At 55.7% G+C, this 23095-nt stretch carries 17 protein-coding genes and 3 pseudogenes; 6 read left to right on the forward strand and 14 right to left on the reverse strand.

From position 1 onward, the window contains the following. Positions 1-159, reverse strand: a pseudogene (locus VSX56_RS18725) (IS256 family transposase); the annotation flags it as partial. A 97-nt stretch (positions 160-256) separates the two neighbouring features. Further along, a pseudogene (locus tag VSX56_RS18730) lies at positions 257-402 on the reverse strand (IS5/IS1182 family transposase); the annotation flags it as partial. A 49-nt stretch (positions 403-451) separates the two neighbouring features. Here VSX56_RS18730 and VSX56_RS18735 point away from each other — a divergent pair. Both VSX56_RS18735 and VSX56_RS20860 read left to right on the forward strand, forming a co-directional pair. Beyond that, positions 452-610, forward strand: a complete 159-nt coding sequence (locus tag VSX56_RS18735; RefSeq protein WP_350939120.1) for an integrase core domain-containing protein — start codon at positions 452-454, stop codon at positions 608-610. 59 nt (positions 611-669) lie between these two features. Beyond that, positions 670-783, forward strand: a pseudogene (locus VSX56_RS20860) (integrase core domain-containing protein); the annotation flags it as partial. A gap of 199 nt (positions 784-982) precedes the next feature. Here the strand turns inward: VSX56_RS20860 and VSX56_RS18745 are convergent. From VSX56_RS18745 to VSX56_RS18770, 6 genes are all read right to left on the reverse strand, one after another. Then, complete coding sequence (locus VSX56_RS18745) at positions 983-3442, reverse strand: GcvT family protein (RefSeq protein WP_350939105.1); 2460 nt, start codon at positions 3440-3442, stop codon at positions 983-985. A gap of 62 nt (positions 3443-3504) precedes the next feature. After that, a complete protein-coding gene (locus tag VSX56_RS18750) occupies positions 3505-4323 on the reverse strand; it encodes an ABC transporter permease (RefSeq protein WP_350939106.1) in 819 nt (272 codons plus the stop codon). Beyond that, complete coding sequence (locus VSX56_RS18755) at positions 4323-5231, reverse strand: ABC transporter permease (RefSeq protein WP_350939107.1); 909 nt, start codon at positions 5229-5231, stop codon at positions 4323-4325. Before VSX56_RS18755 ends, VSX56_RS18750 begins: the two co-directional genes overlap by 1 nt. Next, positions 5228-6298, reverse strand: coding sequence for an ABC transporter ATP-binding protein (locus tag VSX56_RS18760; RefSeq protein ID WP_350939108.1), 1071 nt, complete (start codon positions 6296-6298; stop codon positions 5228-5230). The genes VSX56_RS18755 and VSX56_RS18760 overlap by 4 nt, the downstream gene beginning before the upstream one ends. Positions 6299-6355: 57 nt before the next feature. After that, positions 6356-7384 (reverse strand): ABC transporter substrate-binding protein, encoded by a 1029-nt coding sequence (locus VSX56_RS18765; protein WP_350939109.1) that lies wholly within the window; start codon positions 7382-7384, stop codon positions 6356-6358. Between the two features lie 100 nt (positions 7385-7484). After that, entirely contained in the window at positions 7485-9467 is a 1983-nt protein-coding gene (locus VSX56_RS18770) for an oxidoreductase (protein ID WP_350939121.1), read from the reverse strand. Between the two features lie 187 nt (positions 9468-9654). Between VSX56_RS18770 and VSX56_RS18775 the strand changes: the two genes are divergently transcribed. After that, positions 9655-10629 (forward strand): LysR substrate-binding domain-containing protein, encoded by a 975-nt coding sequence (locus VSX56_RS18775; protein WP_350939110.1) that lies wholly within the window; start codon positions 9655-9657, stop codon positions 10627-10629. Between the two features lie 130 nt (positions 10630-10759). Here VSX56_RS18775 and VSX56_RS18780 read toward each other — a convergent pair whose 3' ends face one another. From VSX56_RS18780 to VSX56_RS18800, 5 genes are all read right to left on the reverse strand, one after another. Then, positions 10760-11572, reverse strand: coding sequence for an ABC transporter permease (locus VSX56_RS18780; protein WP_350939111.1), 813 nt, complete (start codon positions 11570-11572; stop codon positions 10760-10762). Further along, on the reverse strand, positions 11572-12507 hold the full coding sequence (locus VSX56_RS18785; protein WP_350939112.1) for an ABC transporter permease: 936 nt from the start codon (positions 12505-12507) through the stop codon (positions 11572-11574). The genes VSX56_RS18780 and VSX56_RS18785 overlap by 1 nt, the downstream gene beginning before the upstream one ends. A gap of 1 nt (position 12508) precedes the next feature. Next, on the reverse strand, positions 12509-13642 hold the full coding sequence (locus VSX56_RS18790) for an ABC transporter ATP-binding protein (protein ID WP_350939113.1): 1134 nt from the start codon (positions 13640-13642) through the stop codon (positions 12509-12511). Between the two features lie 41 nt (positions 13643-13683). Further along, positions 13684-14790: an extracellular solute-binding protein gene (locus VSX56_RS18795; RefSeq protein WP_350939114.1), complete on the reverse strand. Its 1107-nt coding sequence runs from the start codon at positions 14788-14790 to the stop codon at positions 13684-13686. 68 nt (positions 14791-14858) lie between these two features. Continuing rightward, entirely contained in the window at positions 14859-16283 is a 1425-nt protein-coding gene (locus tag VSX56_RS18800; RefSeq protein WP_350939115.1) for an aldehyde dehydrogenase family protein, read from the reverse strand. Positions 16284-16683: 400 nt separating this feature from the next. On the opposite strand from VSX56_RS18800, the gene VSX56_RS18805 reads away from it, so the two are divergent. The 3 genes from VSX56_RS18805 to VSX56_RS18815 all read left to right on the forward strand — a co-directional run bounded on the left by VSX56_RS18805 (position 16684) and on the right by VSX56_RS18815 (position 20821). Then, positions 16684-18366 carry a choline dehydrogenase gene (locus VSX56_RS18805; RefSeq protein ID WP_350939116.1) on the forward strand — a complete coding sequence of 561 codons (1683 nt, stop codon included), beginning with the start codon at positions 16684-16686 and terminating at the stop codon, positions 18364-18366. Positions 18367-18736: 370 nt separating this feature from the next. Continuing rightward, a complete protein-coding gene (locus VSX56_RS18810) occupies positions 18737-20107 on the forward strand; it encodes an aminotransferase (protein ID WP_350939117.1) in 1371 nt (456 codons plus the stop codon). A 102-nt stretch (positions 20108-20209) separates the two neighbouring features. Beyond that, on the forward strand, positions 20210-20821 hold the full coding sequence (locus VSX56_RS18815) for a TetR family transcriptional regulator C-terminal domain-containing protein (RefSeq protein WP_350939118.1): 612 nt from the start codon (positions 20210-20212) through the stop codon (positions 20819-20821). 3 nt (positions 20822-20824) lie between these two features. Here the strand turns inward: VSX56_RS18815 and VSX56_RS18820 are convergent, their stop codons facing one another. Then, on the reverse strand, positions 20825-22450 hold the full coding sequence (locus VSX56_RS18820) for an amidohydrolase (RefSeq protein ID WP_350939119.1): 1626 nt from the start codon (positions 22448-22450) through the stop codon (positions 20825-20827). Positions 22451-23095 lie beyond the last annotated feature (645 nt).

Consider the following 23095-nt stretch of genomic DNA (forward strand, 5'->3'; position numbering starts at 1 on the left):
CAGTCGTTCGGCACTCTTCTCGCCATAGTCCGCGCCGGTCTTGGCGCCAACCTCGAGCTCCATTAGTCGCTCGGCGGCAAAGCCAATCATCTCACGCAGTAAATCTGCATCGCCGCTCTGTTCGACAAGCGCGCGAAGGTCCATCATAGGTTTGGTCATCGGGTGTCATCCTTGGATCAGATTGAGTCTAGCAACCCGACCTTACTAAGAAACCCGATAGCCACCTGAGCTACACCACCCCGTGGGACACGATCAATACCCCGTTGTCGCTCCAGCGTTTCCAACGGTAATATAGCGTCTTGGCAGGGCCGTATTCCTTCGGCGGGGCTTGCCGTGGCTGTTGGGAAAAAATGGCTTCAGGCGCTCCATCCGGGCGTCGCTCAGCCAGTAAAGATTGCTCATCGATCGGATCTCCTTGCGGAGCCTGAATCATGCTAATCGCCTGAAATCAATGGGTCTGCAGCCTAACGCGTTTGAGACAGGCACCGCAACTCGGCTCGACATTGGGAATTGGATAACCTTTTACAACACCACGCGCCCGCATTCGGCGCTCGGTGGCAAGACACCCCTCAAAGCCCATCAATGCCTCAATCTGAAGGCTGCACCATGATCACCAGGCAAGCTTAGCGCCGTCGAAAAACTGTCCGGGAAATGGGGCCACCTCAGGGAGAGGCCGAGATCCCGATCAAACGCTGGCGCCAGCAGTACAACACGGTGCGGCCGCATAGCGCGTTGGGCTATCTTCCACCAGCACCCGAAAGCATCGCACCCATAGGCCAACGCTGCACTAACTGCCAAAGGGAACCACTCAAATGGGCAGACCACCATTTCTACCGCCGTTCTCTTCTTCAAACGGATAGCCTCTTCAAGGTGTAGCAATGTCGACACCGCTGCGATCCGCCCTCAGATAGAATTTCACGTTGCAATCGACTATCTTTGTTACAGGGATTGAAATCTTGGCCTGTTTCCTCAAGACCTTCCCCTAACCACGGATCCGTTCGGAGCGGGGGTCATAGAGCGGCTTAAGGCTCACCTCTGCAGCGTAACGGACCCCTGCAATCTCGATCTCGTAGCTCGACGCCAGCATGTCCGCCAAAGGCTCGCCGGTTCCGCGGCAAGGCACATAGCCAAGACCGATGGCCCCACCCAGCGTATGGCCGTAATTGCCCGAGGTCAGGAAGCCGATGATCTCGCCATCACGCAACACGGGCTCATTGTGGAACAGGAGCTGCTCGGGGTCCTTCAGCCGGAATTGCATCAACCGGCGAGATAGGCCTTCCTCGCGCTTGCGCAGCACCGCATCGCGCCCGATGAAGTCGCCTTTGTCTGTTTTTACGGCAAAACCTAGCCCCGCTTCCAGAACGTGATCCTCGTCGGTTATGTCATGACCGAAATGGCGATAAGCCTTTTCGATCCGGCAACTGTCCATCGCGTGCAACCCACAAAGCTTCAAATTAATATCCTGCCCCGCTTCGAGGAGGCTTTCGAACACATGCGCGGCCTGATCTGAACTGACATACAGCTCCCATCCCAGCTCCCCGACATAAGACACTCGATGGGCCCGAGCGAGCCCCATCCCTATCTCGATCTCACGGGCCATTCCGAAAGGATGCGTTTCATTGGAGAAATCATCGGGCGAGACCTTAGCCAGCAGGTCGCGTACCTTGGGGCCCATCAGTGGCAGGACCACCTCACCCGGCGTGACATCGGTGATCACCACGACTGCACCGCCCTGATTGCGCCGCAGCCAGGCTAGATCACGCTGCAGCGTCGTCCCCGGCACCACCAGATAATAGGCGGTCTCGGAGAGACGGGTGACCGTCAGATCGCATTCGATCCCGCCTTTGGCATTGAGCATCTGCGTATAAACCAGCTTGCCCGCCGCCACATCCATCTGGTTTGCACAGACGCGCTGCATGAAGGCCAGCGCATCGGGGCCCTCCACACGGATCTTTCCAAAGGAGGTCATGTCGATCAGACCGACCCCCTCGCGGAGGGCCATATGCTCGGCCCGCTGGTTGTCAAACCAGTTCTGCCGCTTCCAGCTATATTGATATTCGCGCTCCTGCCCCGGATTGGCGAACCAGTTCGCGCGTTCCCAGCCCGCGGTCTCGCCAAACACCGCCCCTGCGGTTTTCAGATGTTCATGCAGCGGCGAGCGGCGCACCCCGCGCGCGGTTTCGGGCTGGCGATAGGGATAGTGATCGGCATAGAGCAGACCCAGCGTCTCGGACACACGCTCCTTCAGATAGCGCCGGTTGCGCTGGAAAGGCTGTGCGCGGCGGATATCGACCTCCCACAGATCAAAGGGCGGCTCGCCGTCGTTTATCCATTGCGCAAGCGCCATCCCTGCCCCGCCCGACGAGACGATCCCGATGGAGTTATACCCTGCAGCGACCCAATAGCCATCAATCTCGGGTGCCGCCCCCAAATAATAGCGGTCATCGGGTGTGAAACTTTCGGGCCCGTTGAAAAATGTATGGATACCTGCATCTGCCAGCAGCGGGAACCGCTCGATTGCCTTTTCAAGGATCGGTTCGAAATGGTCGAAATCCTCGGGCAGCTGGTCGAATTCGAAAGTCTCGGGAATACCATCCATCCCCCATGGTTTGGCTTTGGGCTCGAACGCACCCAGCAGGATCTTTCCGGCATCCTCCTTGTAATAGGCGCATTCATCGGGCACCCGCAGCACGGGCAGCTGCGCCAGATCGGGGATATTCTCGGTCACGATATAAAAGTGCTCACAGGCGTGCAGAGGCAGGGTAACGCTATTCTCCCGCGCCAGTTCACGGCCCCACATGCCACCGCAATTGATCACCACATCCGCAGCGATATGGCCTTGTTCGCCCGCATCCCGCGCCCAGTCGACACCTGTCACGCGTCCGTCCTTGGTGGTGATGCGGGTGGCTTTGGTATACTCGATGATCTGCGCTCCGCGCATGCGTGCGCCCTTGGCCAGCGCCAGCGCGATATTACCCGGATCGGCCTGCCCGTCGCCCGGCAGATGCACACCGCCCTTTACATCGGAGATGTTGAGATGCGGATATAGAGCCAGCACCTCGGAGGACGATAGCTCGTTGACCTCCACCCCGAAGACCCGCGCCATACCGGCTTGGCGCAGGATCTCTTCACGCCGCGCCTCGGTCAGAGCCACGGTGATCGAGCCGCATTGACGCAACCCCGTTGCAAGACCTGTTTCTTCTTCCAGCTTGGAGTAGAGATCGGCGGAATATTTTGCCAGACGGGTCATATTCTGGCTATTGCGCAGCTGACCTACAAGCCCTGCCGCATGCCATGTGGTTCCAGATGTCAACTGCTTGCGCTCGAGCAGAACGATATCGGTCCAGCCGAGTTTGGCAAGATGGTAGGCCACCGAACAGCCGGAGATGCCGCCGCCGACAATAACGGCACGAGCACGGTCTGGAACGTTTTTTTCAACCATAGGGATAGGTCCTTCGAGAAGGGAAAAGAGGTATGACGGAGAAACGGGAGGTACCCCGCCGGTCAGCTTTTCTGGCGGTTGCGCCCTGCAAAAAGCATGGCGATGATCAGGATCGAAATCGATACGGCAATCAGGATCGTAGATACCGCAGCGATGGTTGGATCGACCTGATCACGCAGGCCGGTGAACATTTTTTTTGTCAAGGTCGTGGTCTCGCCACCCGAGATGAAGGAGGAAATAACCACTTCGTCGAGCGATGTAATGAAGGCGAATAACGCACCCGACATTACGGCAGGCCCGATCTGAGGCAAGGTGACGGTCAGGAAGCTGCGCAGCAGGCTCGCACCGAGGCTCCGCGCGGCCTTTTCGAGATTCACGTCGAATTGCGCCAATGCCGAGCTGGTGGTGATGATCACGAAGGGGATGGCCAGAACCGTATGCGCCAGCACAACCCCAGTCATTGTGTTGACCAGAGACAGACGAGCATAAAGATAGAAAAGCCCGATGGCGATGATGATTACCGGCACAACCAGCGGACTGAGCAGCGCCAGCAGGATGAACCTTGCCCCGAAAATTTCGGTACGCGCCAGACCATAGGCTGCCATGACCCCGAGCGGCGTGGCAATCACCGTAGTCAGCACGGCCGCACGCAGCGAGACCCATGTCGCTGCCTGCCATTCGGAAGAGCCGAAATAGCTTTGATACCAGCGCAGGGAGAAATTCTCGGGCGGAAATTTAAGAAAGCGGCTATCGGAGAAAGACATTGGCGCCACAATCAGCACCGGCAACAAAAGATAAATCGCCACAAGCGCTACGAAGATATAGAGCCAGAGCCGTTGCAAATGGGTAATCTGGGTTTCTGTTGCGGGAGAGGACAGCATCACGAACCTCCAAACATCCGCTCGATGCGGACGAAGCGGTTCATTACAGCGAAAAGCAGGACAGTAATTGCCAAAAGCACGACCCCGAGCGCCGAAGCGGCTCCCCAGTCGAAATACATCGCGGCATTTTGCTGGATTTTCATCGAGACCATGATCACGCGGCCACCGCCGAGAAGCGCGGGTGTCACATAGAAGCCAAGAGACAGTACAAAAACGAGGATCGCACCGGCAAAGACCCCGGGAAGCGAGAGCGGAAAGAAGACCGACCAATAAGCCCGTACCGGCGATGCGCCAAGGCTGGAGGCAGCACGCAGATAAGTCGTATCGACCTGTTTGAGGCTGGCATAGAGCGGCAGGATCATGAAGGGCAACATTACATGCAGCATGCCGATAATCGTGCCCGTCATATTATTGACCAGACGAAGAGGCGTATCGATGATGCCGAGACTGATAAGCGTATCATTCACGATGCCGCGCCGCTGCAGGAGGATCATCCACGCATAGGTGCGCACCAGAAGCGAAGTCCAGAACGGCACCATCACACTGAGAAGGATGATATTAGCCAGCTTTTGGGAGCTTTGGCTCATAAGATAGGCCAGCGGATAGCCAAGCAGGATCGCAAGCGCAGTGACGGTCAGGCTGACCTGGAAAGTTTGCGTGAAGATTGCGACGTAGGCCCCGCTCAACAAGCGTTCGTAATGCACAAGGGAAAACTGGCCGTCCTGAACGAAAGACAGGCCGAACAGCCAGCCCACCGGCCCGAAGACCAGACAGACTATGATCAGGAATACCGGAAAGGCAAAGGCAAAATGGCGCAGGGACTCGCGGCGCTCGTCCGAGGCGAGTTTGCGGGCATTGTCATCAGTCTCAACTTTCTCGGTAGTATCGTCATCCAACGCCATGCTCATACCGGCATCTCCGGGACCAGAACGCTATCGGAACGGTGCAGCGCAAGCGAGATCGCCGCGCCTTTCTGCGACAGACGCTCGACGATGTCGCGCCGCGCCGAACGGCGCATCAGGATTTCCTGCCCCTGATCCAGTTCGATCCGGATCTGCAACGTATCCCCTTGGAAAACAGTCTGGCGGATAAGACCATCGAAACGGTTATAGTTGCTATCGAAGGACTCGTCCCAGAAGTCGAGCTTCTCGGGGCGCACCATGAGAAACCTCGCCGAAGCGACTTTGCGGTCTATATTGATCGGGCGGCCAGCATAGGTAATCTGCGCGCCCTGCTGGTCAATCGGTAACAGGGTAGATTCACCTAGGAACTCCGCCACAAAGGCATCGGAGGGAAAGTTATAGATCTCTTCGGGAGCGCCCAGCTGCGCCAGCTTGCCGTTATTGATCACCGCGATCCGGTCCGACATGGTCAGTGCCTCGCGCTGGTCATGGGTCACATAGACAGTGGTGATGCCAAGTTTATCATGGAGGTTCCTGATCTCGAACTGCATCGCCTCTCGCAAGTTCTTGTCCAGCGCCGAAAGGGGCTCGTCCATCAGCAACACGTCGGGCTCATAGACAACGGCCCGCGCCAGCGCGATCCGCTGCTTCTGCCCGCCCGAGAGCTTGTCGATCGGACGGTCGGCCAGATACCCCAGTTGCACCAGATCCAATGCGCGTCTGACCCGCGTCTCGATCTCGGCGCGCGGGGTGCGGCGCAGCTTCAGCGGATAGGCTACATTGGCCGCCACTGTCAGATGCGGGAACAGCGAGTAATGCTGGAACACCATGCCGAAATTACGCTTATGGGGCGGCACAGTGGCCAGATCCTTGCCTTTCGAGATGATATGGCCACGTGTCGGGCGCACGAACCCTGCCAGCGTCATCAGCAATGTCGTCTTGCCCGAACCCGACGGCCCGAGCAACGTCATGAACTCGCCCGCCTTGATCGACAGGCTGATGTCATTGAGCGCCCTGAAGATGCCGTAGTGCTTGCTCACTCTGGAAATATTGAGGTCGGAAGCCGTGTCCATGCCCGTTCTCCTTGTTTGAGAGGGATGCCCCGTTCGGGAGCATCCATTGGTTGTGGATCACTTCAGAAGGAAGGCATCCCAGCGTTCCTGAACTTCCGCGGCATGTTCGGCCCACCATTTGCCACTGATCACTGCCTGCGATTTCATATGTTCCGGCGAGGATGGGCTATTGGCAATCTGCTCGTCGGTGATAACGCCCTGATCGAAGGCCAGAGAAGTGGTCGGGCCGTAGTTGATTGCGGCAGGCATATGCGCCTGGAGATCCGGCGAGAGCATACGCCCGATCACTTTCATCGCGAGATCCTTGTGCTTGGAACCTTTCGGAACAGCAAGGCAGTCCATGGATAGCGTGCCCTGATCGTAAGTCATATCTACCGGCAAGCCTTCAGCTTTGAGCGCATCCACGCGACCATTCCACATTGCGATCATATCCACTTCGCCATCTGCCAGAAGCTGGACCGATTGTGCGCCCGAGGTCCACCAGACATCGACATCGTCCTTGATTTGTTCGAGCTTCTTGAAAGCACGATCCACATCCAAGGGATAGAGCTGGTCCTTTGGCACGCCATCGGCAAGAAGAGCGGCCTCGAGCATGGTCTGCGGTTTATTGTAGAGCGCACGCGCGCCAGGGAATTTCTTCGTATCCCAAAAATCCGTCCAGTTTTTGGGCGGATCATCCCCCATAGTTTCTTTATTGTAGGCGAGCACGGTAGAATAGTAGATAATCGCAGCCCACGATTGTGAATAAGCGTCCTTATCAAAACCATCGAAAGAAATCTTCGAGGTATCAAGCGGCTCGAAGAGGCCTTCTTTCTCGCCTTGAGCACATTCTTCAAGACCAAGATCAACGATATCCCACGCCACGGTGCCCGATAGAACCTGTGCTCGCACCTCGGCCAGTCCGGTCAGGGTCTCCTCGCGAACCTTGATCCCCATCTCTTTCTCGATTGGATCGAGAAAAACCTTGCGCTGCGCCTCCTGATAAACGCCGCCCCAAGAAGAGAAGGTTAAGCCGTCTTCCGCGAGCGCCGCACCGGCAAACAGACAGACCGCAAGCGCCGTGCCAGATCCTAGAAATTTCATCATAACATATCACCCTGTTGTTGGTTTGGTTTTATTGTTCCTGCCGCATTTTGATTTTATAGCGGCTCGTGGCATGAACGGCCCGAAAGGGACCGGGCATCTCTCATCTCGCCACAACAAGCCTGTTGCCCGACATGCTCTGGGCCTCTAATGCGCAACGCGTCAACACGAGCCCTTCATAAACGGCCTCCTCGGCGGTGCGCGCAGTGTTGCAATCGCCAACACTGACATACGCGATCCCGCGGGCTTTCAGTTCGGTCTCGAGCCCGGTCTCGGATTCACGCCCTGACACCAGAACCACCGTATCGACACCTTCGCAAATCACGGGCTGCGGGCTGGAACTATGCAGAAGATACGCAGTCTCGGCATCTACCCCAAAGATCCGCGCATAGGGGATGATCTCTACGCCTGCCTCATGTAACTTACCGATCCAGTAATCGCGTACATATTGCTGGATGTTCTGACCAGCGGTCGAGCCATTCACGGCCAGACGAACGCGGTGACCTTTTGCGGCCAGATTCATGGCCATACCAATACCCACCCAATCACAACGCCAATCTGCGATCAGCACGCTTTGCCGGGGTTTGGCTTGGCCGGTCAACACATCTTCCGCGCTTAGCACATGGCCTTCCTCGCGTCCTTCGATTTCGGGCTCGACCGGGCGTGCACCCGTGGCCAGCACAACCAGATCGGGAGCAAGCTCCGCAATCCTCTCGAGGCTTATCCGGCTACCCAACTGAAGTTTGACGCCGGATTGAGCGACCTCGTCTTCGAGATTGGTAATCAAGCCGCCGAACTCGCTGCGTCCGGGCAGCAACTGCGCAAGCGCCACCTGTCCACCCACGACGGATGCAGCCTCATGCAGTTCGACCTTATGACCATCCGCGGCTGCTGTAACCGCCGCCCGCAGACCCGCAGGCCCTGCACCGACCACTAGTACATTCATCGGCTGACTGACCGCTCTCGGCAAGCGGATCTTCAATTCGCGCCCCGTACGCGGTGTCTGGATGCACGAAATCGACGCGCCACTATGGAAATGCCCGATACAGGCCTGATTGCAGCCAATACAGGCGCGAATCTCCGACAGCCGGTCATCGAAAACCTTTTTGGGCATCTCAGGATCGGTAATCATCGAACGAGTCATGGCGACCATATCGGCCTGACCCGAGGCGATGACCTGCTCTCCGAGTTGCGGGTCGTTGATACGCCCTGCGACCATCACCGGTATGCCGACGACACTGCGGATTTTGGAAGCACGCTCCGCGACATAGGCCGGATCGACCTCCATAGGCGGCACCACATGGATTGAACCACCGAGCCCTGCCATGGAGCCCACCGTCACATTGACATAGTCAATCAGACCCGCCGCCTCCAGTCGCATACAGATCTCAAGCACCTCCTCGCGTTTAAGTCCATCTGCCTCGTGTTCCTCGGCCGAAATGCGCAAACCCAGTACCATCTCGGGGCTGATCGCAGCACGCGCGGCGGCGAGCGCCTCCTTCAGCGCGCGCATACGATTTTCCAAACTTCCACCATAAGCATCCTTGCGACGGTTGACCCGCGGATTGAGAAATTGCGCAAAGAGCAACCCGTGCGAGGCCATAAGTTCGACCCCGTCATAATCCGCCGCGCGATAGCGACCGGCTGCACGGCCGGCCGCCGCCGCAATCTCGCCGACCATTTCGAACGGTATCTCACGGGGTACAACATGGTTACGATGCTCGGGCGTGGCTGAAGGGGCATAGGAAATACCACGCATACCCTGCGACATGCGGCGCGTAACCCGACCGGCATGTGAGAGTTGGCCGATGATCTTGGTCCCGTGCGCTTTCACCGCCTGCGCCACTTTCGCAAAGGCCGGGATGGCCTCGTCCGACATCAGCCACAAATCGCGCGCATCTGAGGTCGAACTGTCATGGAAACGTGCAGATTCAGTGATGATCAGACCTGCTCCGCCGCGGGCACGCGCCTCGTGATAGGCGACGAAGGCCTCGCCAGGGCGATGGTCTTCCGCCAGATAAGTCTGGTGCCCCGTGGAGAGAATGCGGTTACGCATAACCAGCGATCCGATAGAATAAGACGACATCAGATGCGGAAAACGGTGGGTCACGGCTCGGCCTTCCGATAAGGTCGCAGAACTCTGCGACGGGGTCAGAACCCAGACGACTGAATCTGGGGGTTGCCATAACCTTAGATGAAGGCAAAAAAGGATTTGAACACTACAAATTATTCCATCGCCATACATTCAGGTAATGGATAATCAGGAGAGCTCCATGAGTATCCGTACGCTTATTCCTTCAAACGGGGCGCTGTTCATGTTCGAGGCGGCAGCGCGTCATCTCAATTTCACCGCTGCTGCACAGGAATTTAATGTCACCCAGCCGGCCGTCAGTCGCACTGTCGGAAAGCTGGAAGCGCATCTGGGAGTGGCTCTTTTCGAGCGCCATCCGGGCGGGCTGCGCCTCACGGAAAATGGTAAACAGCTGCAGCAAGCCGTAGAGGAGGGCTTTGGTCGCATTGGGAAAGCGCTCGAAAATATTGCACAAACGCAGCAAGGCGCTCAAACTGTCACCATTTCCTTGACGTCCGCATTCACGACCAACTGGCTACTGCCTCGCTACGACAGATTTCGCGCGAAGTTTCCCGATATCTCGCTGCGCTTTGAGCTGATTCACGGTGAACCCAACGGGCCATTGAACGGAGCGGATCTTGCCGTGCGCTATGACGTTGCCTCCGACCGCAATACCGAAGCTTGGCCGTTGGTCGAGGAAATTGTCATGGCGACGTGTAGTCCGCCTTACCTTGAACGACATGGATCACTAAAAAAGCCCGAAGCCGAGCAGGGGAAAGACCATATACTTGCCGTTCTCATGGGACAGGTGCGGATTCCCTGGGATCAATTCCAGGCAGCCACGGCAGGAGACCCTCTGATCTATGCAACAAGGCAACCCTTTTCTGACTATGCGCTGATTGTCCAAGCGGCGTTGAAGGGGCAATGTATCTCGCTTGGATGGTGGCATGTTGTAGCGCATGAACTGATGTCGGGTGGTCTTGTTCTGGCAAGTGACGCGCTTTACCGCACGGGTAAAAGCTATCACCTTGTCGCGGACCGCCATTCTCTCGAACGTCGTGCTGTCCGCAAGGTCCGCGACTGGATGATCGATGAATTCGCCAGTCTGGAAAGTACATTAGCGGAACTGAGAGGACCATCCGGAATTCCTACACAACAATTTGGGCTGATCAATTAAACACACATAGCGCCCCGAGAGCCTCACGGCTTTGGCAGGGGAACGCTCCGGCACAGGCCTAGCGCTTGACCTGCCGCGGTCTGCCCCTCCATGCGATAGAGGGCAAGGCTGTCGGGTCTTGCGCTCTGCCCTAAGGCAAGGGTCGGTAACGGCGCAGACCCAGTTGTGTTATGATGATAGCCAGTAGAATTACGGTGACACCACCGATAATGAGCGTCGCGAGCGCGTTGATGTCTGGCGTCACCCCCATCTTCACCTTGGACCAGATTATCAAAGGTAATGTTGTGGCCCCGGGGCCTGTGGTAAAATTCGCGATCACGACATCATCAAGCGAGAGCGTGAACGCAAGTAGCCATCCGGACAAAATGGCGGGCCAGATTACGGGTAACGTCACATCGCGCAGTACCTGCCATTGACGCGACCCTAGGTCTTGCGCGGCTTCCTCTATAGAGCCATCCATAGAGCCTAACCGGGACTGGACTATGGTTGTCACAAACGCGATCGAATAAGTCGCATGCGCAATCGTGACGGTCATGAAACCGCGCTGCCTCGGCCAGCCGAACCATTTGGCCATCAAGATAAACAGCATCAGCATCGCGATTCCCGTGATAACCTGCGGCAGCATCATAGGTGCCACAACCGCCCCCGACAGCAGAGCGCGCCCTTTAAACGCCCGAAAGCGAGTCAAAGCCAATGCGACCATCGTGCCCAGCACTGTGGCTATCGTCGCGCTGAACGCAGCGATCTTGAGCGACAGCAGCCCTGCTTCGACAAGCTGACGATCATCCAGTAATTTTAAATACCATTTAAAGGAAAATCCGCCCCAGATATTCGCAAAGCTGGAGGCATTGAAAGAAAATACCATCATGGAAAAGATCGGGAGGTAAAGGAAGCAAAGCCCGAAGACGATAGTGCATTTCAGAAAACGGTGTTTCTGGATCATCAGACACTCCCTTCTTTCCGGTCCGATAGGGACTGCATCCGAGAGAAGCATCCCATCAGCACCAGCAAAACACACAGGAGCGCGACGGAAATCGCAGCCGCGAATGGCCAGTCTCGCGCGACCGAGAACTGATCTGAAATCACGCGCCCGATCATCGGTTGTGATGAGTTTCCAACGAGTGTCGGAATGACCAGTTCCCCGGATGCGGGGATGAAAACTAACATGCTTCCCGCGATAATTCCGGGCATCGACAGGGGTAATGTCACATCCCAGAACACTCGCGCGGGCCGACTACCCAGATCCATCGCGGCTTCATCCAGAATCCTATCGAGCTTTGCGAGATTGGCGTAAAGCGGCAGAATCATAAAGGGCAGATAGGAATAGACCATGACCAGATTCACCGCGAAGGTGGTATTCATCAGCTGAAGGCTCAAAATCTCCCAGTTTCCTAGTGTAACAAAATTCCAGATCGAGGTTAGCATTTTGTTGAGCCAACTCGAGCTACGCAACAACCCCATCCATGCATAGACACGCAGCAGAAAAGAGGTCCAGAACGGCAAGATTACCAAAAGCAGAATAAGCGTCCGCGCTCCGCCATGAAGTCGCGTGATCCCAAGCGCCATAGGATAGCCGATCAACAAACACAAAAGCGTCGCGACCAACGCGTTTACCGCAGAATTGAAGAACGCGTCCAAGACAAGGCCATTACCCAATAGACGAGAATAGCTACCAAGATCCGTGAAGGGGAAATCCGCAAGATAGCGAAATGGTGGAGAGGATGTTGCCGCCGCTCCCAAGCTAATCATCACAATAATCACGAAAGGAAATATAAAGAATGCCGCAAGCCAAAGAGACGGCACTCCGATGATGATCTGACTCCAGCCGCGCGCATCAAGCCAGCGCTTTAGAGACCTCAGTATGGGTGAAACAGTCATATCAGGCCTCGAATAAAATGGCTGAACCCTTCGAGAAGCCTAGGCGAACCAAATCGTTCTGCCGTAGCCGCGCCGATAACGATTGTCGTTGCGCATTCACGTCGGTTACCATCATGATTTCGCCACTTGGCATTGCGACCCTGTAAAGGGTTTCCTTGCCATAATAGGCTCTGTCTGCCACGCGTCCTGACAAGACATTGTCCTGCAAAACATCCTCTCCCCGAGAAAGCGTGACTTTTTCAGGCCGCAGGGCAAGCTTTAGGGGTTGACCCAGCATAGGATGCAAATCACTGGTAATGGCCACATTCTGCCCCATTGCAGGAACATCGACGATAACCTTCCCCCCAGAAGAGGATACCGCGACGCAATCGTATAGGTTGATTGAGCCGATAAAATCAGCCACGAAGCTTGTTTGCGGGAATTCATATATGTCATTGGGACTGCCGATCTGTTGGATCACACCCTTGTTCATGACCGCTATACGATCTGCGAGAGTCATCGCCTCGTCTTGATCATGGGTTACGACAACGAAGGTAATGCCGGTTTTCTTCTGAATGTTGTGTAATTCGAACTGAGTTTGTTCGCGTAGCTTCTTATCCAATGCCCCCAGCGGTTCGTCCAAAAGCAACACCTTAGGCAACCGCGCCAGTGCACGAGCAAGAGCAACCCGTTGACGCTGACCACCCGAAATCTGATGCGGCTTTCGCTTGCCCAGTTCGGAAAGTTGCACGAGATCCAGCATCTCTCGCACCCGCGCTTTCCGTTGCTCAAGCGATATTTTCTCGTGTTTGAGTCCATAGCCGATATTCTGCTCTACATTCATATGAGGAAACAGCGCGTAAGACTGAAACATCATATTCACGGGGCGCTCGTAGGGCGGTGTGTCAGTAACATCCAGCCCATCAATATAGATACGTCCACTCGACGGCGTCTCAAAACCGGCCAGCATCCGCAGCAATGTCGTCTTGCCGCAGCCGGACCCGCCGAGCAGGGCGAAAAGTTCTCCTTGGGCGATATCGAAGCTCAGATTATCGACGGCTCTTACAGATCCGAAGCACTTGCTAACATTTTCGATCCGTAAGAAGGACTTTACGGTCGCGACACTCTGGGTGCTGTAATCAATTGTATCTGTCATACTTTTGCTCTTTGATACGCTGGACGCTGGCTGAAACGGGGTCAATCGAACTTGATCTGTTGCCAGACATCATTCATCTGGCTGATTTGTTCTGTCGTCCATGCCGTCGGCGCAAACAAACGTGACGTCGTCATCTCATCAGGATAAAGGGCTGGATTATTTGCAATTTCCTTTTTGACAAAGGGAAGCGCCTTTGCGTTTGCGTTCGCGTAAGTTGTCAGATTGGTGCAAGCCGCAATCACTTCCGGCTGCAACATATAATTCACAAAAGCATGCGCGTTTAAGATATTCGGAGCGCCCTTGGGTAGACACCAGCAATCGATCCAGATTGGTGCGCCGGTTTCCGGGACCATGTATCTCAGATCAAGCTTAATTCCGGCCTCTTTTGACCGTGCAACCGCGACCCCGTAATTTCCCGACCAAGTGTTGGAAAAACATAGTTCGCCGGCAGGCAGGCTTTGCTGCGTAATGGTGTTGGAAAATGTGCGGATCGAACTGCGCACCGGAGCGATCGCCTTTGCCGCGGCCTCAAAATCGGCAGGCGTCGGATTATCGAAATTGGCGCCGATGTATTTCATTACCATCAAAAATACATCGGATGGCGTATCCAATATGGAAACACCGCATCGTGCCAAAGCTGCAGCGTTCTCGGGCCGCAGCAGGACATCCAGCGAGTCTAGATCTGCATCTGGCAAGACCTTCTTGAGCATTTCGGCATTATAGGCGAAGCCGACAGATCCCCACATATATGGCATGGCATATACGTTTCCGGGATCCCAAGTCGAAAGGATCTCAAGGATTTTCGGATCGAGATTACTCCAGCCTGACAACTTCGTCTTATCAAGCGGCTGATAAATACCGGCTTCTAACATGACCGGCAATTGCGGCCCCGACTGCAGAACGACATCGTATCCCGACGACCCTGCCAGCATCTTGGCCTGCATCTCTTCAACCGAGGAGAAATTGTCGTAATTGACGGTTATACCAGTGGAACTTTCGAAATCGGCAAGCGTCGTCTCGCCGATATAATCGGCCCAGTTATATACATTGACAGAGCCGGAACTGGCACGGGCCGGCGTGATGAACGGTGCGCTCAGGGCAGTTGCGCCTAGCAGTCCAAGGGCATGGCGACGGCTGATCTTTTCCATAAACTTCTCCACTGTTGCATTTTTTTATACCGCGCGTTTCTGGGCAGGCTGCGGTTGGGGCTCAATCATCAGGTTTGAAAGCCGACAATACTTTTTGTCTCAAGGAACTCCGCAAGACCGAAATCCGCATATTCGCGGCCATTTCCGAACTGTTTATGTCCCCCGAATACCGAATGCGCGTCGAAATCGGGGGCATTGATCATGATTGTGCCGACGCGCAATCGTGCCGTTACTCGTCGAGCTGCATCCATATCGGCGGAGCGGATATAGCCGGCAAGACCATGGACTGTATCATTGGCGATTCGGATCGCATCCGCCTCGTCTTCGTAACCGATGATCGACAGCACCGGGCCAAAGATTTCCTCGCGCGATATCGTCATATTTGGAGAGACATTGGCGAAAATCGTCGGCTTGACGAAATAGCCAACGTCAAGACCTTCAGGCCTGCCGGCGCCCCCAGCGACAAGGGTGGCCCCCACATCAATGCCACTCTGGATCATGGACTGGATCTTGTCGAACTGATGCTGGCTGATGACCGGCCCGAGATCGGTCCCATCGGCATGCGGGTCGCCGGTGTCATATCCTGCTGCAGCTTCCGCCGCCAGACGGGCGACATCGTGCATCCGCGCCATTGGCACCTGCATGCGGCTTGGCGCGTCACAGGATTGGCCGGTGTTTCCGAAACAGCCTGCAACGCCAGAGCTGACGGCCTTTGCAAAATCGGCCTCCGGCAGCAGAATATTGGCAGATTTTCCACCCAGCGCCTGAGATACCCGCTTGACCGTAGGTGCTACCATCTCGGCCACGCTGATCCCTGCGCACGTCGAGCCTAGGAACGAGACCATGTCCACATCAGCATCGGAGGACATTGCCACCCCAACATCCGGTCCGGTGCCGCTCAGAAGATTGAATACACCCGCCGGCACCCAGGCGGCATCCATGATCTCGGCAAGGATTATGCCGCTAGTTGGAGCGATTTGGGATGGTTTCAGGACGACCGTGCAGCCAACCGCGATCGCGGGCGCGACCTTACAGACGATCTGATTGAGCGGCCAATTCCATGGCGTGATCAGGGCACATACACCGATCAGCTCGCGCTGGATACGCGTTGCGCCCCTGTCTTCATGAAAACTGAAGTTTTTCAGGGCTTTGATCGTCGCTTCAAGATGCGCTTGACCGATCCATGCCTGCGCATCGCGGGCCAGCGCCATAGGCGCCCCCATCTCCTTGGATACCGCCCGCACAAGATCTTTATCGCGGGCATTATAGGCGTTGAGAATTCGAGTGAGATCGATGCGATAGGTAGCAGAGGTCATCGAGAATTCGGAAAATGCCTCTTTCGCGGCCATCACGGCGGCATCGATATCGGCGGCACTTCCGAGTGAAATTGTCGCAAAGGAACACTCGGTTGCGGGGTTGATGACTTCCCTGTGCCTTGGCTGAACCGGATCAACCCACTGGCCTGCAATATAGAACTTCTGAAGTTTTGACATCTTACGCCCCGCACTTACTTTCGCCTTCCGTAACGGAAATAGCCGTCGATGTTTCGCCCGATAAGATATGCGGTACGGCACCCCATTTCTGTCTCCAGACGGTCTGGGATAATGCAAGCCTGCCGCCAGCGCTGCATAGCACAGCAGAATTAAACCGACGGGAGTTCAAGTGCCGACAGCCTTTAAACACACCGAATGGTTTCGAGTATTGTGCAAACTGGCCCCATCCGGAAATCAAAAAATATAAGTCAGCCATTACCTGAAGTCATGGCGTTCTTCTCATTTAGAGACTTCACACGCACAGGTCAGGCCTATCTACTCGGTGCAAATCGGCAAGAAACTCCTGCGGAACCGCAACACTGTGCAAGTTCGATACAACCACAACAGGGCAATGGCTGTCATGGAATATGATTACGTAATCGTCGGCGCCGGTTCGGCAGGTTGTGTTCTGGCAAACCGGCTCACCGAAGACCCCGAGACCTGTGTCCTCCTGCTGGAAGCGGGTAGACGTGACAATAATCTGTTCATTCATATGCCCGCAGGTGTCTACAAAGCTTGGAGAGATCCCCGCTTCAATTGGAACTATGAGAGCGAAGTCGAAGCGGAAATGCTTGCTCGCAAGATCCCTGTGCCGCGCGGAAAGGTTCTTGGCGGGAGCTCGTCCATTAACTCGATGGTATATCTGCGCGGCCATCCGACCGATTATGATCGCTGGGCTCATGACTACGGGCTTTCCGATTGGGATTATGCCCACTGCCTTCCTTATTTCAAAAAAGCCGAAAAAAGCGAACGGGGTGCTGATGCGTGGCATGGCGATCGAGGGCCGCTCGGAGTCAGCAGGGCATCAAGCAAAAACATCCTTTATGACGCGTTTGCAGCGGCAGGAGATGAGATCGGCGTTGGTACAAGCGATGACCTGAATGGCTACCGCCCCGAGGGCTTGGGGCTCTATGATAGCACCAAATGGAACGGGCGACGGTGTTCCACTGCTGTAGGGTATCTCCATCCGGTTATGAAACGCGCCAATTTGACCGTCGAAACCGGAGCACAGGTCATCGGCATCGTGCTTAGCGAAAATCGGGCGACCGGTGTAACCTATACAAAGGCAGGCAATACGATTACGGCCGCTGCCTCCCGAGAAGTCATCCTGTCTGGCGGGGCGATAAACTCACCACAACTGCTGATGCTTTCGGGAATCGGCCCTGAAGAAGAACTGGCGAGACTGGGAATCCCGTGCCGTCACGCGCTCAAAGGCGTGGGACAAAATCTTCAGGACCATATCGATCTGATGATGCAATGGTCCTGCAAAAAACCTGTAACCCTTAAAAACCTAGGAAACCCTCTGATTCAAGCGGCTGTCGGCGCGCAATGGCTTACAACCCGAAAGGGCCCGGTCGCCTCGAATATCTGGGAAGCAGGTGGGCTCATCCGAACGGAAGCTGGCCTCCCCGCACCCAATATCCAGTATCACTTTGCGGCTGTTGCGATGAATCAGGTCGGCGATCAATTCAGGCTCGAACAGGGTTTTCAGCTGCATGTCAGCCAACTGCGGCAGGAATCCCGTGGTCGCATTGCCCTCGACGCCAGTAACCCGCGGGGCGCCCCCCATATAGAGTTCAATTTTCTCTCCACAGAACACGACCGGCAAGAGCTTGTGGATGGTGTCCTGGCTGCGCGCGAGCTCATCAACACCCCTCTGTTCCGCGAATTCCTCGGCGAGGAGCTTATCCCTGGGCCAAAACTACGCAATCGTGCGGAAATTCTCGAATTTGTCCGCAGTACTGGCGAGACCGAGTTCCACCCCAGTTGCACCTGCCGAATGGGACGCGACGAGATGGCCGTGGTCGATGATACCCTCAGGGTGCATGGTCTCGAAGGTCTACGGGTAATTGACGCCTCGGTAATGCCAAATGTCATCAGTTCGAATCTAAACGCGACGGTCATTATGATCGCAGAAAAAGCGGCGGATAACATCCGCGGCCGGGCAGCGCTTCCTCCGGAACGACCACGCTTCTTCTTCGATAAAGTCGAACCCAAAATCATTCAAATTCTCGAAGCTGTCATATCCCAGCCAGTAGCCTAGCCCATACTTATTATCGGGTTTGCAAAGCTGATTGAGAGGCTCGTCCTTAGCCGAGGAAAACATTTTGAAACCAAGGCCAAGATGGCTGGAATACCCCCCTAAATGTGCGGTGAGGCTGAGTATTGCGCCGCCGCTCATTCACAAAGAGCACCGACCGAAATCCCTTTGGTTCATTAGCTTGGAGCCACTCACAACGGGGCTGCTGGGTCTTTAGGCGAACGGCCAACTTAACATACGAGTGATATCTAAAAACTGATTGATTGCCCAATCAGAAATTTGACAATCAAATAATTCTTGGATAGCCTGAACTTGTTAATGTCGCCCTCCCTCCGCCAGACACGGCGGACGCATTTCCCGAAAGGCAGAGCAGATGGCACCCACCCAGCTCACAAAAACCGCTCAACAGGCTCGGCAGCACCTGATGGTGCCGGCACAGGATATGAAAACCTTAGGCCAACGTGCGCTACCAGCGCTCAGCCATGGCGAGGGTATTCATGTCTTCACCGAAAACGGACATAGGCTGATCGATGGTCCCGCAGGCATGTGGTGCACGCAGGTGGGCTATGGCTGTAGCGAGATCGCGGAGGCGATCGCAGATCAGGCGACGACTCTGAGCTATAACTCGCCTTGGTATACTACCAACACGCAGGCGGCCGCCTTGGCCGAGCAAATTGCGACAATGACGCCGGGCGATTTAAATCGAATTTTCTTTACTACGGGCGGCTCGACTGCGGTGGATACCGCACTCCGCTTCGTTGAATATTTCAACAACGCGCTGGGGCGTCCTTCCAAGAAAGGCATTGTCGTGCGTCGAGATGGCTATCACGGCAGCACAGCACTGACCTTTAGCTGCTCAGGTCGTAGCCAGACCGCTCCGCATTTCGATCCGCCGGCCCAACGGATCCATTATCTTTCGAGCCCGAATATCCGTCTGTCTGGCGGCCAGACCGAGGCGCAATTCCTGGAAACCTTGGTCGAGGAATTCGAGACCCTGATCGAGGCTAATGGTCCCGAAACCATCGGCGCGTTTCTGGCAGAGCCCATCTTGGCATCGGGGGGAGTTATTATTCCGCCGAAAGGCTATCATGCACGGTTCAAAGAAATCTGCGAGAAGCATGAGATTCTTTACATCTCGGACGAGGTAGTAACCGCCTTCGGTCGCTGCGGCGAATGGTTCGCATCGGAAAAAGTCTTCGGCGTCGTGCCCGATATCATTACCTTTGCCAAAGGCGTAACCTCTGGCTATGTGCCTTTGGGCGGGGTCGCAATCTCGGACAAGCTTCTGGCGCGCGTCAGCGGTGAGAACGCTGGGGGTGCCTATTTCGGTAATGGCTATACATACTCCGGCCATCCGGTCAGCTGTGCTGCAGGGCTGGCCAATATCAAAGTCTTCGAAAAACTCGATCTTTTGAACCATGTGCGCAAGATCTCGGGCTATTTCAATCAAGCATTACAAGGGTTGCGCGATCTACCCGGCGTGGTGGATGTGCGGGTGTCCGGCCTTGTTGGATGCGTCGAATGTATGACCGTCGACCAGCGGATCATTGCCAAGGCAGAAGACCGTGCCATGGCCACAGAAATCGACACATTGTGTTTCGAGATGGGGTTAATCGTGCGGCCATTGGCAAATCTTTGTGTGATCTCACCGCCGCTTACCATCACCGAGGACCAGATCGACGAGATCTGCGATATATTGCGCACGGCGATCATCCGGGTAACAGCCGAACATCTGGCTGCATGACCACGGTCGGTGTAGACAAACTGCCCTGAGGGGATTCGACACGGGCAGCCGAGGATCGATAGTCGATGTGGGGCAGCCTGTGTCAGAGCAACAGAGGGCAGGATGACGAACCAAAAAAAATCGCGAAAACAGCAGGTTGAAGATCGCCGAGAAAGCCTTCTCGAGGCAGCGATTACTGTGATCGCTCAGCACGGTCTGAGCGGCACAACGATTAGCAGTATAGCCAAGGAAGCAGGCTGTAGTTTCGGCGTTGTCTCGTTCCACTTTCAATCAAAGGAAGGCATCATCTTTGCCGCCCTCGACCATGCGGCGGAGCAATATGAAGACTTTCTGCGATCGCGCAGCGAGGCCATGCCCGGCGCTCGTATCCGATCGATGATCGAAAGCGATTTCGATGGCCGGGTCTCCAGCGCCAAACGGCTGGCAGTCTGGGTCTCCTTTTGGGCCGAGGCGATACGTGTTGAACCCTATCGCAAACGCTGTGCGGAGATGCGTTGCCATTATTTCACGACCACTCGCGACGACGTCGCAGCCCTCGCGGCGCTGCGCGGGATTACGGTCGATGCCGCGCAGGTTTCGGCATCTTTAAATGCAATGATAGACGGGTACTGGATCAACAATCTGCTGACCGAGCGCACCGGCCCTGAAGGTCAGGCCGCTGCCAAAGACGCCTGCCTGACCTATATGAGAGGTATTTTCCCCGATGATTTTTAAAAATCAACCATCAAACCCTAGCCGACGATAGACTTCTCTCCCTCCGACCACGGTCAGCTCTACCTGCGTCGCGCCCAATTCATGCGGATCACAGCGTGTTACATCGCGGTCCACCACGATGAAATCCGCCTGAGCTCCGACGCGCAGAGATCCGGTATCTGGCCGCCATGCACCCGCAGCAGCGCCCGTGGTATACCCCGTCAAAACCTGCGCACGGCTCAGCCTTTCGTGCGGAAGAAAAACTGGCATCGCAGGCTGCCCCGGGACTTGCCGGGTGAGCGCGGTCGACATGATTTCAAACGGATTGAGTGTGCTGACGCCCCAATCGCTGGTCAGGCAGAAGGGCGCACCGGCCTCAATGATCGAGCGGAAAGGATAGATAGTTTCAGCCAGCGCCGGACCTGCCATCGGCAAGCAGACCTCTGTCACAGAGGCGACGGCCCGTGCCCAAAGCGCCTGTAGATTGGCCATGGCCCGCAGCTTTCCTAAACGAGCGATATCTTCAGGGCGCACGCATTGCAGGTGTGTCACCTGATGCAGCGCAGGCCAATCGCCATTCGTCGCGCGGGCTGTTTCCAACCCGTCGAGCACAGCTCGGACTGCAAGATCACCGATCACATGGCAATGGATCTGGAACCGGGCCGCGTCCAGCGCAGGGAAAAGCCGTGCGATTTTTTCAGGCGTAAATAATAACGGCGCATTGCCGCCCCTGGCATCCTGATAGCCCTCGATCATCGCCGCGGTACGGTTTTCCAGCACTCCGTCGATAAAAAACTTGGCCGAATGGATGCGGAACATATCAGACCAATGATCGCGGCGCATTTTCATCAATCGCGCCAGCGTCTGATCGTCGGTTTCTTCGGGATCGACCCACGCCGCCCCATTCATCCGCAGTGTCAGGCTGCCATCCTCGACCATGCGCTGATAGACGGCCGCGTGGCGTAGGGTTATCTTGGGGTCTAATGCCCCAGTTAATCCATGCCTGTGACACAACTCTTGCCCGAAGCGCACACCGGCCATGTAAGTTTCTTCGGTCACCGGCGGCATCCGGTCTTGTGCCCACGTGATCGCTTCCTCGTGTAACATCCCGGTCGGCACGCCCCGCGCATCGCGGCTAAAGCGTCCATTGACTGGATCGGGTGTGTCAGAGGTCAATCCAAGTGCTTCGCAGCCCCTTGTGTTTAGGCAAGCGCTATGCAAATCGGCGGCATAGATCAGGCAGGGACGGTCAGGCACCGCAAGATCCAAATCTTCGCGGCTCAGTGTGTCTTCATTAAAAATTCCGATTGAATAGCCTTGCCCGCCAACCCAGAGCATACATTGCGTAGCGGCAAACTCTCGAAGCGTAGCGATCAGCTCGAGCGCGGTCCTTACGCGCGTCAGGTCAGCCATAGTCCCGTTATAATAACCGCTATCCTGCAAATGTATGTGGTTGTCCCGCAATCCCGGCAGCACGGTCAGCCCCCGCGCATCAATGCGGCGGGTGCACCCATTATCCAGCTCCAGCAGATCGGCCTGCGTCCCCACTGCGACGATCCGTCCATCCGCAATCGCAAGTGCCTGCGCACGCGGGGCACCTGGGTCCATAGTGACAATATCGGCATTTAACAGCAGTAACTCAGCTTGCATGGAATCACCCGAAGGATAAACAGTTGATGGAGCCCTATTTATTTAGCGCAGACAGTGCCGCGCCTATACTGCGGCCAAAACCACAGTCGAGCGCAGGCATGCTGCGTTCTTGAACGGAATGAAGCCTTTCTTCAGAGAATGTGTCGAAGCGTCGCTTCAGAAATTAGGGCGGTATTTTGCCGGTTTCTATCAAACGGTTCTGAGGCAAGATTTCAATTTCTAAATTTTTCGCGGGGGTGTCTGCATCTTCAAGCCGCAGAGGGGACGTTATCGAGGTGTGCAATTTAACAATTTCCATAAATCTGCAATACACCTCATACCGAATATTTGGACGATCGTGTCTGCAGTAGATCGGCTCATTTAGCGCTTGTGAAGCTTCAAAATTTGAAGAGCGTCATGAGCTCAGGTAATAGAGCCTGAGGTAGCATTCAAAGCGCCCGGCGGTGAAGTGAGGTGGTCCCCATTTCCCGGACAGTTTTTCGGCGGCGCTGAGGTTGCCTATAGGTCATGCTGCCGCCTTCAAATCGAGACCTTGATGGGCTTTTGGGGGGGCATCGAGCGTCGAATGGGGGCTCTTGGTAATGATCGTGTCCCACGGGGTGGTGTAGCTCAGGTGGCCATCGGGTTTCTTAGTAAGGTCGGGTT

Source organism: Thioclava kandeliae (assembly GCF_040297545.1).
Classification (GTDB): domain Bacteria; phylum Pseudomonadota; class Alphaproteobacteria; order Rhodobacterales; family Rhodobacteraceae; genus Thioclava; species Thioclava kandeliae.